Here is a 13,270-nt window from a genome sequence, read left to right as displayed (position 1 = left end):
CCAGTCGTACCTCTTATGAGGTACGCGAGTTGAAATATCGCTAGAGTTTGTTCCACCTTTTATCTTTAGTCCTGTCGTACCTCTTATGAGGTACGTGAGTTGAAATAACCTTTACTTTTGCTTTAGCAGGAGTTTTTAGCTCGTCGTACTTCTTATGAGGTACGTGAGTTGAAATGATTTAACGAACATCATAAACCAAATGAACAAGTGTCGTACCTCTTATGAGGTACGTGAGTTGAAATGATACCTTTCTGCAGCAGGTAGATGATCTACAGGTCGTACCTCTTATGAGGTACGTGAGTTGAAATGACCATTTTTTGAAATAATCTTCCAGTACGCTGATGTCGTACCTCTTATGAGGTACGTGAGTTGAAATGAAGTAAATAAAGCAGATGAAGTTATCAGCGAAGGTCGCATCTTGTAAGAAGCGTGAGTTGAAATGATAAAGTATTCGATAGAGCACTCTATGAGAAACGCCGCATTCGCGAGATGTGTGAGTTGAAATTGAATCGTACATAATTATTTGTCAAAGTGTCGCATCTTATGAGGTACGTGAGTTGAAATGTTGCATTTGGATTCATGTAAGTTATAACATTTATACAAATGTATAATTTCCTCTTCATTAAGATTTTTAAGGATTAGTAACACCATCGGCATGCACATGAATCCAAACACACCAAATAATTTACCACCTGCATACATACATAACAGCATTAACAAAGGATGCAGTCCTAACTGCTTTCCCATTAATTTAGGTTCTACTATATTACGTATTAAAGTAATAATTAAATATAATATTAATAATCCTATGGCTAGTTTATGTTGTCCTTGAACATAAGAAAACAGAATCCATGGTATCATAATACCGCCGGTACCTAATATTGGAAGTACATCAAAAATCGTTATGCCTAAGGCTATTAGCCAGGCTTTTTTTATATCTAAAATAGAAAGACCTATGACTAATTCAAAGAATGTTAATAGCATTAATTTGATTGTAGCTATAAACATGTTTAAAAAGGTATGAGTGGCAAAATAACGTATAGATAATATGATTTTTTGTGTTTCTGGTGAGAACTGTTGAAAAAAGAAATTAGAAAGGTTATGGTAATCAGAAGTAAAAAAGAAGCTGGAAAATATGGCTATAAAAAAGGTTAAAAGGAATTTAGGTACTGAAGATAGTAAATTACTTAATATGCTTAGAATGTTTTGCGATAAGTCGGTAACAAATCCTGAAAGAAAATTTTGTAGTCCTTCCCAAATGGATGTGATGGCACTTGATATCGCCCCATCATAATCCTTCCAAACTACTTGGACATGAGAGAAAGAATCTTGAAGAAAAGGTTCCATCGTGTTTTGATACCATTCGGGTATTTTAACAAGCACATCTTGCGTCCAAAAGTATATCTTCATACCGCAATAACTTAATATAACACCTAATAATGCATAAAAAAATAAAATGATGACAATGCTCCAAAACTTTTCATGTCCCTTTGTAATCCTGACAAAAATACGGATAATGGGACGTAACATAAAGGCTATGAAAAAACCAAGAATGAATGGTAAAAGGTAGGGAATGATATATTGAAAAAAGACATAAAAAAGGAGCATTAGAATGGAAAAATACAGAAAACGAATGATAAAGGCTCGTTGTTTTTCTGTATCCATTCTGCACCCTCCTTTATGAATGATTCATTTTATGAAACATAGAGAAATAGGTTTTCATATAAAGCAGGAACGAAATCAGTAAGAATATGGCTGTAATGAGTAAAAGGATATCTGAGTATATAGTGTTTTTAATTGGCAACAAGAGCAGTAGAAACATTGTAACATAGAAAACTGCCGTCGATACCTTACCAAACCACTGCGCACCGTTCATATAACCGCCTTTTTTTCTCATATACAGCCAACATAAGAACATACTGGTTTCTTTGACCATGAATAACAGAAACACCCATTTCATATGCTGAATCTTGAATAGCAGTACAAATACAATAGCGAACTGCAGAAGTTTATCTGCAAAAGGATCTAACATTTTACCTACTTCACTTATTGCATTCGTATGTCTTGCGATATAGCCATCTAAGAAATCAGTAAAACCACATGCTAGGATAAGAATAGCTGCGATCAGTTGTTCATCCTGCATATAATAATATATGAAAATAGGTACTAGAATTATGCGTAGCATAGTAAGTAAATTTGGTATGGTACAAATATCTGATTTTTTTATATACATGATATTCTCCTTATGTTATTTGAAAATGCAATAAATTTATAATAAGCCGCGATTATATGTCCATTCAATTGTCCAAACAATGACGGTAGAGTTGGATGCTATAGTACATCTTATACTATATGAATTTGTACGAAGAAAAGCTTTTCCAATTCTTTTGGTTAATGTTTTGTGATGCTCATTGTTTACAAAGATTAATGATGTAAGTGATTGTGCATTGTTTTAAATAATGCTTCAATATTCGTTCTAGATAAAGCTTCTTTTCTGTTAGGGAATGCTTTACTTAAACGCTCGTGTGTATGCTTACGTTTTTGATGCAGGGAATCTACCATATCATGAATTTTTTTAATATGCGATAATAAAATTTCATCTGCATCGGTACTATCTAAAACACGGCGAATACTTTCACTTATAGGTTCTTCAAGTGGAAAAATCTGGGCTGTTTTAAACTCTTTGACCAATTCTTTCATACTGTTCTCCACTTCCAAGAAGTCCTTGTTTTTGCGTAGTAATGCCATAAGTGTTGATACACCATCATAGGTGAATAGGATAATTAACAATATACAAAGTATAGCTTGTGCCGGATGCGGCAAAAGATTTATTGAATCATTTACAAATGGATGCAATACATAGTAAACAAATACAGCCATAATACCGAAAAGTGTAGAGTTTTTTAAACAAATACGTCCATTAATATTAAAAGGATATGTTGAATAATCCCACCACTTTGTATGAAAGAACATTTCCATCAGCCAGCTGGTTATGTATTCAAGTACACTTGTAACAAAGATGCCTGCTACAAATAGAAGCAGTGGCTTAGCGGCAAAAGGTGTGAGTAGGTAAATAACAAGCATAGCTCCACAGCCATAAATTGGACAGTAGGGTCCTTCTAAAAATCCACGATTTATGAATTTCTTGGCAGGAATACTGCAATAGATGCACTCACATATCCAACCTAAAAAGCTATAAGCGAAGAAACATAAGATATAGAACATAAGATATCCTCCTAGAATAACTCATACAGACGTTTATCAGAATAATCTTGTATGATAATCGGACAATCTGCAAATTTGCGTTTTTCTTTATCGCTCACAACGATAACATCAATACCGGCATTTTTCGCAGCTTGTACACCATTTTCTGTATCTTCAAAAATTACACATTCTTCTGCTTTAAGATTGACATTATGTAATGCCTCTAGATACATCTGAGGATCTGGTTTACTGCGTGTTACTTGTTGAGAAGTAATAACATAGTCAAAATAGGGAGTCATTTGTTTGTGTTTTAAGATGTGATTGACCACATCAGTTGCATTGTTTGTACATAGACATATTTTATAATTTTTTTGCTTCAGATAATGCAGGAAGGTCAAAGCTTCATTTTTCATAGGAGCATGATCATAATGATCTAGTAAAAAATCCATGATACGATCAATTAAATCTTGCGCTTCTTGTGGATCTTCCACCTCTTCACGAATCTTTTGTTCCATTTCTGAGAAGCTTCGCACGCGTGATTTTAAAACTTTTAATATTAATGTTTTTTGGACAGTCTTTAATTCACTTAATGCTTGCTTGAAATTGATATTTTCATAGGTATTGATGAGAGTACCATCCATATCGAATAAGACACCTTTTTTATTCATGAGGATCCTCCTTTTCATTTATCATTTCTATAAATTGTTCTAACTTTTGTAATCCTTTTACGATGAGTTCTTTGTCTTTATCGTTATAATAATTCCATTGTTTTTGATAATGCTGATACATGGCATCATGGATCGTATGAATACAAGCTTTTCCGGATTCTGTAGGATATAATAAGACTACACGTTCATCGCTCACGCTGCGTTTACGAAAGATATATCCTAATTTTTCTAATTTTTTGCAGGTTACAGACATATTGCCTGCATCTTGTTGCAAGGCTTTTGCACAGGCACCTATGGTACAAGCGGTATGTTCTTGAATATGGGATAAAACACGGTATTGAAGTTCACTTATTTGATATTTTTCATAGTAAGGACGTAGAAAACCAGTAGAACGATGGTTTAATTTGCGATAAATGCGTTCAATTTGTTTCTGATACGTATACATAGAAATATTCATATTTTCACCTTCTATATAATTTATATGTAGTTTACATATTTTATATAGAATATAAAGATTTGTCAACTTTGTCATAAGCGATAAATTGTAAAAGTCAATCATATAATATCGTTCAATAATTAAAATTTTATGATATAATTGAGAAAACGCTTACAAACACTGTCGGGGGGCATTTCATGGGTGAACTATTAGCGCATCGTATCAAAAAAACAGCATATTCACAAACACTAAAACAGCACGAAGAAAATACAGCAGCTTTATGCCAAAAATTTTTAACCACTTGTGAACTTGATAAAATTGGTTATTTAAGTGGGATACTGCATGATTTAGGAAAAGCTAAATCTTTATTTCAAGCATATTTAATGAAAGATGAAGACACAAATGAAAAAATTAATCATGCTTTTGCAGGTGCTATTTATCTATATGATCATTTCTATAATTTAGATAATACTAATGAAGTTATACAAAAATGCTTTATAGAATCCGTAAGTTTGATCATATTATCCCATCATTCAAAACTTTATGATATGTATAATCCGGATAAAGAAATGCCTTTTCATTCAAAATTAATGACAAAGAAAGAAATATTAGATTATGAAGAAAGCGTAAATACCTTTTTCAGCATATTTGATAAAAGGTATTTGCAAACACTCATCCAAGAGGCTATTCAACAATATCAAACTCTCTTTTTACGCATGAAAGAACATGTAAATAAATTAAAACCATTCTTAGAAGAGCAAGGTTGTAAAAAGAAAAATGGAACACTTTTGTATTTTCAATTAGGATTGCAAACGCGCTTATTACAAAGTGCATTACGAGATGCAGATTGCTATGATACATATTTGTTCATGAATCATCCTACTTTATCTTATAATGTACTTCAACCTCCCTATTTTGAAAAGAACCGCCTGCATATCTGGGAAACATTAGAAGAAAAACTAAATGCACATCTTTTAACTCTTCAACAAGGAAACAAGCAAACAGAAATCAATCAGTTACGAAATCAAATATCTCTAGAATGTTATCAGGCCGGAGAAAAAAAGCAAGGCATTTACACACTGGCTGCTCCTACCGGTTCTGGGAAAACGTTAGCAAGTTTACGATTTGCATTAGCACATGCAAAAAAACATAAACATATCCGTCATATTTACTATGTGATACCTTATTTGTCAATATTGACGCAAAATGCAGCTAACTTAAGAGATGTGTTGGGTGAAAAAGATGAAGTCATCATCTTAGAACATTATTCTAGTCTTGTTATTGATGATGATGAACAGCATCAACTATTCACAGAACGTTGGGATCATGCAGTAATCCTCACAAGTTATGTGCAAGTATTAAATGCACTTTTCCATGGGTCTAAACAAAATATTCGCAGAATGCATCAATTGACAGATGCGATTTTGATATTCGATGAAATTCAATCATTACCTGTGTCTTGTAAGAATATGTTTCAAACAGCTATTGACTATTTAACAGAATTTTGTGGGTCTACTGTTTTATTGTGTTCCGCTACACAGCCATTTCCTCCCAATAAATTAAACGCTATTCCTCCTTATGAAGAAATACTTTCTCATTTAAAAATATATAATGAAGCTTTTCAACGTGTCCGCTATGAAGATAAGACACAGTGTATAATGCACACAGATGAATTAGTAAAGGTAATTAGCGAGGATATGCAATTACGCCAATCGGCTCTAATTATCCTAAACCAAAAGAAAAGAGCTTATGATGTTTACCATGAACTTAAGACTCTTTTGGATAAAGATTATAAAATATTCTTCTTGGCGAATACAATGTGTGCACAGCATAAAGAAGATATGATTAAAGAGATGACTACAGCTTTAAAGAAAGATACGAAAGTCATTTGTGTCAGCACATCTTTGATTGAGGCAGGAGTGGATTTAAGCTTTGAAACTGTGTGGCGTGCTTGTACAGGTTTAGACAGTATTATTCAAGCAGCTGGACGCTGTAATCGAAATCGTGAATATGAAGAAGGAATTACGTATATTTTTTCGGATGCTGATGAAAATTTATCAAGACTATCAGAAATTGCCAGAGCAAAAGCATTGACCCTTCGAGTATTGAAAAAATTCAGAGATAATCCACTACAATACGATAATAATATCGCATCACAGAAGACATTGCATAGCTACTATAAATTTTACTATGAAAACCTTTCTGCTTATAAGAGCGAATTAGCTATCGAAACAGATTATATTAAAAAAGTTGGACAAGTGACTTACAATCTATATGATTTATTGTCAGAAAATGAACAAAGTATAAAGCAATTCAGTAATGATGAGAAAAAACAATGTGTTATGCGGCAAGCTTTTCGTAAAGCTGGCGATTTATTTGAAGTAATACCTAATGCAACGACAACAGTAATTGTACCATATGGCAAAGGTGAAGACATCATCACCGAATTATGTGCGGATATAAAAGATTATGAACGCATCGATACGTTAATAAAACAAGCACAGCGTTATAGCATTGAAGTATATACACAAGGGAATCACTATCAAGACTGCTTTACAGCTATAAAAGACTTGGGGGTGATGATACTGAATGATGGTTATTATGATGAAACGTGTGGATTCCACATGATGGCACAAAAAGGTGGCTATTTTCTATGAAGAAAGGAGTGATGAAATATGAGAGAAAATAAAATTCAATTTAAAGTGCAGGGGCAATATGCGTTATTTACGGATCCCATCACGCGTATGGGTGGAGAAAAGATGTCATATCAAATTCCAACCTATGGTGCTTTACGAGGTATTGTAGAAGCGATATATTGGAAACCAACGATCGAATGGATGATTGATAAGTGTCGTGTGATGAAACAAATTCAAACAGAAGCAAAAGGAATGCGGCCTTTGGTTTATGATGGTGCCATCAGCAAATCGCAAGGGAATTCACTATCCCTTTACACCTATTTGTATGATGTAGAGTATCAGATTGAAGCACATTTTGTATGGAATGAAAATCGTCCCGATTTGAAACAAGATCGCAACGAAGATAAACATTATCAAATTGCTAAACGTATGCTGGAAAAAGGTGGCAAGCGAGATGTATTTCTTGGGACCAGAGAATGTGTTGCAGAAGTAGAACCATGCATATTTGGCGAAGGAAGTTCAGCTTATGATAATGTTGCGGCCATGACGTTTGGCTTAATGTTTCATAGCTATCAATATCCGGAACAAAGTGCGGATGAGAAATTAAGAGCGCTGTTTTTCTATCCACAGATGAAGCATGGCATTATTGAATTCCCACAACAACAAAATTGTCCTATTCAAAATGATTTGCGTGTTATGAAAGAAGAAAAACTGTTCATTCCCGGTCAGAACTTTTCCTTCTTAAAGGATGGTGATGAGGTATGAGCTGGGCGGTAAAGCTATGTGAAACTTATGATAATTGTTTGGATAAGGTAGGAATTGCCGATAATAATCATCGGATATTGTTACCAATCGGTTATACAACCGTAAGTGCACATATCGAATGTACGTTGTTTCAAGATGGTAGTATACAAGCAGTACTTATTCCGAAAGCGAATGCAAAAACAATGATACCAAGTACCATTGATTCTTCTTGTCGTTCGGGTAAGGATGCCAACAAGGTTCCCCATCCACTGTTTGATAAGCTTTATTTCATGGCAAAAAATCTAGCACAATATTCAGATGAAAAAAAGCTTTATGATAGCCATGCGATTTATATGCAACAACTGCAGGCATGGATCCAATCGGCACAAGGAAAACTGGGAACATCACTTTTAAAATCGCTTTATACATATTTGGATAAAGGAACGTTGCTGCATGATCTTGTACAGCAAGACATTCTGATTGTTGATGAGAATGGAAAACTTAGCAAAAAACGCATGGTTGACACAGATGGCATTGATATCTTCAAATTAGTAACAGAACAGAGCAGTGCGGTACTTCGTTTTATTGTAGAGGATGAAGATGGGCACTTTCATAAACTATGGATGGAAGCAGATTTAATAAAGTCTTTTTCTGCATACTATGAACCGATGATTGAACAAAAAGGGCTTTGCTATATTAGTGGGGAACATACCTCGCTATCTACAAAACATCCTAATAAGATACGCAATGTTGCTGATAAAGCGAAATTGATATCATCAAATGATACAACCAATTTCACTTACTTAGGACTATTAACTGATAGTGCACAATGTGCAGGTATTGGCTATGAAGCATCCCAGAAAATACACAATGCCTTGAAATGGCTGATTGAACGTCAAGGGAAGCTATATGGTTCTGGTGAATTAGCCATCGTTGCATGGGGATTAAAAAAAGTTGAGCTTATCAACCCACTAGACAATATCTTTGATTTTGATGATGAAAAGGAAATTAAAATAGATATACAGGAAGATTATGCGTATGCATTAAATAAAGCTTTATCAGGATACTATACCAAAAGATTTCAAGATCCAGATGAAGATGTTGTCATTATGGCTTTAGATTCTGCCACTACAGGAAGACTTTCAATTTCGTATTACAGTGAATTAAAAGGTTCTGCTTTCTTACAACGTATAGGTAAGTGGTATGCATCCTGTGCATGGCAAAATGTTATTCGTTTTGAAAAACAAATAGATGCAAAAGGGAAAGAAATCTACCAACGTATACGTTACACCGGCACGCCTTCGATTAAGAGTATCATCCATTGCGCATATGGTAATAGCATTAAAAAAGAAATAGAAAAAGCAACAACAAAGGAATTATTAAGCTGTATCATGGATGGGCGTAAACTGCCTTATGCATTAGTGGATCATATTTGCCAACGCTTATATAAACCCTATACTATGTCAAGTGGAGAATATGATGCTGATTTACATATCGGTTGTGCTGTTTTAAGAAAATATCTGAATGATATAGCGTCAGAAAAGGAGGTCTGGATCATGGGACTAGATAAACAAAAAATGGATATTAGTTATTTATGGGGACGCTTACTTGCTTATGCGCAAGAAGTAGAAAAAGAAGCTTTAGAAACTATGGGCGTAAGAGATAGAGAAACCAATGCGGAGCGCTATATGCGGCGCTTTCAGTTAAGACCATTAGAAACTTGGGAACAACTTTACCTAAGATTACAGCCTTACCAGGTAAAGTTAAGGAAGAATAAAAATTATCGTTTTAAAGTCTTGAACGAAGAAATGAATGAACTGGCTAACACACTGCTGAATGAAGAGAAATATCAGTTAGATGGTGCATTAGATAAATGTTTTATTTTAAGCTATTGCGCACAGCTTGATGAATTGCGATATAAAACAAATAAACAAGAAGAAAGCGAGGATAAATAATATGAGTACCTTAAAAAACAAGATTGATTTTGCAGTAGTATTTTCTGTTCGCTATGCGAATCCTAATGGTGATCCATTAAATGGAAACCGTCCAAGAACGACCTTAGATGGGTATGGAGAAGTATCTGATGTTTGTATTAAAAGAAAAATCAGAAACCGTATGCAAGATATGGGATACGATATTTTTGTACAATCTGAAGATAGAGCAACAGATGGATATGATAGTTTAAAAGAAAGAGCTGATAATAATGAGCAGGTTGTAGCTGCAAAAAAAGCTAAGAATAGAGGACTTTATGCAGAAGCTGCATGTAAATCATGGCTAGATGTACGAAGTTTTGGGCAAGTATTTGCCTTTAAAGAAAAAGGCTCAACAGCTGGCGTCAGTGTCAGTGTTAGAGGTCCGGTATCTGTACAATCAGCATATAGCATTGAACCGGCGGAAGTATCTGGATTGCAGATTACAAAGAGCGTAAATGGTGAAAGTGGTGATAAGAAAAGCTCAGACACCATGGGGACAAAGCATCGTGTAGATTTTGGTATTTATGTATTTAAGGGAAGTATCAATTGTCAATTAGCAGAAAAGACTGGCTTTAGCGAAGAAGATGCTGAGGTTATTAAGGAGGCACTGCGCACATTATTTGAAAATGATTGTTCTGCTGCACGTCCTGATGGTAGTATGGAAGTACTAAAGATGTTTTGGTGGAAGCATAATTGTGCAAATGGTCAATATTCATCTGCAAAGGTTCATCGTACTTTAAAGATAGATGTCAAGAAAAGCATGTCCTCTGATATAAATGATTATGAAATTTATACGGAAGATTACCCTGATTTAAAACCTGAAACTTATGAATAAATGGGAAGATATAGATTTCCTTGATATAGCAGGTATTCAGCACTTTTCCTTTTGTCGTAGACAGTGGGCATTAATACACATTGAAAAAGAGTAGGAAGATAACGATTTAACAGTTTTAGGGTCGATAGTTCATGAACATGCCCACGATGGATCATTTACTGAAAAAAGAGGAGATATCTTAATCACAAGAAGTTTAGAAGTGCACTCTTATGCATTAAAAGCACATGGATTTTGTGATGTGGTGGAATTTCATAAAGATAAGCAAGGGATAAAATTATTCAATAGGGAAGGCATATGGAAACCTTATCCTGTGGAATAGAAAAAAGGAAAACCTAAAACAACTGAAATGGATTGTTTGCAATTGTGTACACAGGCAATCGCTTTAGAAGAAATGTTTGATTGCAACATTGATAAAGGGTATTTGTTTTATCATGAAATTGCTAGGAGAGAAGAAGTGGAGTTTTCAGAAGCATTACGGAAACAAGTAGAAAGCGCATTTCAAGAGATGCATGCATATTATGAAAAATCTTATACACCTAAAGTAAAACCTTCTGCAAAATGCAAACGATGTTACTTACAAAACATATGTCTGCCTGAGATAGCTAATAAAGAAACAGTGAATACCTACATCAAGAGAAAATTGCATGAGGAAGCAGAAGATGAAAAAATTAAATAATATTTTATATATTACGTCACCAGATGCTTATTTATCGCTGGATGGTGAAACGGTAAAGATACAAATAGGTGATGATAAAGAAAAACGTATACCTTTTCATAATTTAGAAGGAATTATCACTTTTGGATATGCAGGGGCAAGCCCAGACTTAATGCATGCTTGTGCTCAAAGAAACATTGCATTGACTTTTTTGAGTTCACATGGACGCTTTTTAGCTAGAGTAAATGGTGAACAATATGGTAATGTGGTATTGCGAAAAAAACAATATCGGATATCTGATTCAGAGATGGAAAGTCTAGCCATCGCGAAAAATATGTTGATAGGAAAGATATATAATGCAAAGTGGGTATTAGCTAGAGTAGTGCGTGATCACGCGATGCGTGTGGATGTAAATGCTATTAAAAATGCTGTTTCCATCATGCAGGAATGTTTGTGCAATCTACAAAGTGTAAATGATCGTAAAATGTTAATGGGTTTTGAAGGAAAAGCTGCTGTTGCCTATTTTAGTGTACTAGATGAATTAATATTGCAGCAAAAAGATGTATTTTTCTTTCATGGCAGAAATAAAAGACCGCCAGAAGATAACATAAATGCATTGCTCTCTTTTGGTTATACATTGTTATCTCATGATTGTGCTTCTGCATGTGAAAGTGTCGGATTAGATGCTTATGTTGGTTTTTTACATCAAGATCGACCTGGCAGGATTTCATTAGCCTTAGATCTTATGGAAGAATTAAGAGCAATCATGGTAGACAGATTTGTTATAACACTTATAAATGAGAAAATTTTAACAAGTGCTCATTTTATAAAGAAAGAAAATAATGCTGTTCTTTTAAATGAAGAAGGTAGACGAATATTTCTGGCAACTTGGCAAAACAAGAAAAACGAACAGATTACACATCCTTATCTAAAAGAAAAAATTGAATGGGGTATGGTGCCTTTCGTACAAGCACAATTATTAGCTCGGTACTTAAGAGGTGATTTAGATGAATATGCACCATTTTTGTGGAAGTGATGATTATGATGGTATTAATAACATATGATGTGAATACAGAGGATAAAGCTGGGAGGAAACGTTTAAGGAAGGTAGCTAAGCATTGTTTGAATTATGGATTGCGAGTACAAAATTCAGTGTTTGAATGCAATGTAAATCAAAAAGAATATGTTGAATTGCAGCATGTATTGTCTACTGAAATCGATGAAAGTAAAGACAGCCTACGCTTCTATCTTTTAGGGAATAATTATAAAAATAAGATTATTCATATTGGAGCAAAACCAACATTCGATGTTACGGAACCTTTGATTTTTTAAATGTTGGTGCGAATGTGAAGCTAACATAAATTTCCTAGGACATTCGCACCTATTTTTGATTATTTTAATTGGATTTTTATGCTTTTATTTGATAGAAATTTAATTTTTATGTTAATTTAATGCAAATATTGTTACTAATATCGAGATTAAAAGCAATATTTGCTGTCGTACCTCTTGTGAGGTACGTGAGTTGAAATACCTGTACGCTCATCTGTTAACTCAATTTTGTGGTCGTACCTCTTGTGAGGTACGTGAGTTGAAATCATCATTGGCAAGTATTAAGCACTTCCCAATTTGCGTCGTACCTCTTGTGAGGTACGTGAGTTGAAATATTTCAAACTTGGTTAGGTCAAATCAAATTTAAAGGTCGTACCTCTTGTGAGGTACGTGAGTTGAAATAAATGACGCTGTATTTATCGATTATTATACGCGTGTCGTACCTCTTGTGAGGTACGTGAGTTGAAATTCATACCATTCGGGTAATGTCTTTGGTTTTGATAGTCGTACCTCTTGTGAGGTACGTGAGTTGAAATCCGACGTGAAGACAATTTTTCATCGCATGAATCGGTCGTACCTCTTGTGAGGTACGTGAGTTGAAATTTTTATAGTGGTTGATTGTTGGTTAGTTGTTGGTGTCGTACCTCTTGTGAGGTACGTGAGTTGAAATACCCTTTAAACCGGTCATTTTACTGTCAACATCAGTCGTACCTCTTGTGAGGTACGTGAGTTGAAATCATCTGTCTAAATACATATAAGTCAGTTGCTATCGTCGTACCTCTTGTGAGGT

General features: G+C 34.4%; 12 protein-coding genes and 2 CRISPR repeat arrays (2 of these 14 cut by a window edge). Of the genes, 7 read left to right on the top strand and 5 right to left on the bottom strand.

What is annotated here, in order from left to right; translation table 11 throughout:
* Positions 1–378: a CRISPR direct-repeat array (repeat unit 35 nt; unit sequence GTCGTACCTCTTATGAGGTACGTGAGTTGAAATGA); it reaches 128 nt to the left of the window's first position.
* 141 nt (positions 379–519) lie between these two features.
* The 5 genes from ytvI to KJS44_RS10615 all read right to left on the bottom strand — a co-directional run bounded on the left by ytvI (position 520) and on the right by KJS44_RS10615 (position 4,329).
* Complete coding sequence (gene ytvI / locus KJS44_RS14760; RefSeq protein WP_008687420.1) at positions 520–1,665, bottom strand: sporulation integral membrane protein YtvI; 1,146 nt, start codon at positions 1,663–1,665, stop codon at positions 520–522.
* A 13-nt stretch (positions 1,666–1,678) separates the two neighbouring features.
* Positions 1,679–2,233, bottom strand: a complete 555-nt coding sequence (locus KJS44_RS10630; RefSeq protein WP_008687421.1) for a CDP-alcohol phosphatidyltransferase family protein — start codon at positions 2,231–2,233, stop codon at positions 1,679–1,681.
* A 191-nt stretch (positions 2,234–2,424) separates the two neighbouring features.
* Complete coding sequence (locus KJS44_RS10625) at positions 2,425–3,225, bottom strand: putative ABC transporter permease (protein WP_008687422.1); 801 nt, start codon at positions 3,223–3,225, stop codon at positions 2,425–2,427.
* A gap of 11 nt (positions 3,226–3,236) precedes the next feature.
* On the bottom strand, positions 3,237–3,872 hold the full coding sequence (locus KJS44_RS10620) for an HAD family hydrolase (protein WP_008687423.1): 636 nt from the start codon (positions 3,870–3,872) through the stop codon (positions 3,237–3,239).
* The gene (locus tag KJS44_RS10615) at positions 3,865–4,329 is read right to left on the bottom strand and encodes a MarR family winged helix-turn-helix transcriptional regulator (RefSeq protein ID WP_008687424.1); all 465 of its coding nucleotides are present in this window, start codon (positions 4,327–4,329) and stop codon (positions 3,865–3,867) included. The genes KJS44_RS10620 and KJS44_RS10615 overlap by 8 nt, the downstream gene beginning before the upstream one ends.
* A 176-nt stretch (positions 4,330–4,505) precedes the next feature.
* On the opposite strand from KJS44_RS10615, the gene KJS44_RS10610 reads away from it, so the two are divergent.
* From KJS44_RS10610 to cas2, 7 genes are all read left to right on the top strand, one after another.
* The gene (locus KJS44_RS10610) at positions 4,506–6,965 is read left to right on the top strand and encodes a CRISPR-associated helicase/endonuclease Cas3 (RefSeq protein WP_008687425.1); all 2,460 of its coding nucleotides are present in this window, start codon (positions 4,506–4,508) and stop codon (positions 6,963–6,965) included.
* Between the two features lie 18 nt (positions 6,966–6,983).
* Complete coding sequence (gene cas5c, locus KJS44_RS10605; protein WP_008687426.1) at positions 6,984–7,709, top strand: type I-C CRISPR-associated protein Cas5c; 726 nt, start codon at positions 6,984–6,986, stop codon at positions 7,707–7,709.
* Entirely contained in the window at positions 7,706–9,643 is a 1,938-nt protein-coding gene (gene cas8c / locus KJS44_RS10600) for a type I-C CRISPR-associated protein Cas8c/Csd1 (RefSeq protein ID WP_008687427.1), read from the top strand. The genes cas5c and cas8c overlap by 4 nt, the downstream gene beginning before the upstream one ends.
* Position 9,644: 1 nt before the next feature.
* Positions 9,645–10,496, top strand: a complete 852-nt coding sequence (cas7c, locus tag KJS44_RS10595; RefSeq protein ID WP_008687428.1) for a type I-C CRISPR-associated protein Cas7/Csd2 — start codon at positions 9,645–9,647, stop codon at positions 10,494–10,496.
* 346 nt (positions 10,497–10,842) lie between these two features.
* Positions 10,843–11,172 (top strand): CRISPR-associated protein Cas4, encoded by a 330-nt coding sequence (locus KJS44_RS14570; protein WP_008687430.1) that lies wholly within the window; start codon positions 10,843–10,845, stop codon positions 11,170–11,172.
* Complete coding sequence (cas1c, locus tag KJS44_RS10585) at positions 11,156–12,187, top strand: type I-C CRISPR-associated endonuclease Cas1c (RefSeq protein ID WP_008687432.1); 1,032 nt, start codon at positions 11,156–11,158, stop codon at positions 12,185–12,187. The genes KJS44_RS14570 and cas1c overlap by 17 nt, the downstream gene beginning before the upstream one ends.
* A gap of 5 nt (positions 12,188–12,192) precedes the next feature.
* On the top strand, positions 12,193–12,483 hold the full coding sequence (cas2, locus tag KJS44_RS10580) for a CRISPR-associated endonuclease Cas2 (RefSeq protein ID WP_026006737.1): 291 nt from the start codon (positions 12,193–12,195) through the stop codon (positions 12,481–12,483).
* A 164-nt stretch (positions 12,484–12,647) separates the two neighbouring features.
* Positions 12,648–13,270: direct repeats of the CRISPR family, unit length 33 nt; unit sequence GTCGTACCTCTTGTGAGGTACGTGAGTTGAAAT; it runs 215 nt beyond the window's last position.

This window comes from Longicatena caecimuris, from assembly GCF_018406465.1.
Taxonomy (GTDB): Bacteria; Bacillota_I; Bacilli_A; order Erysipelotrichales; family Erysipelotrichaceae; genus Longicatena; species Longicatena caecimuris.
Note: the sequence above shows the minus strand (reverse complement) of the source record. Positions and strands in the feature narration are given on the sequence as shown.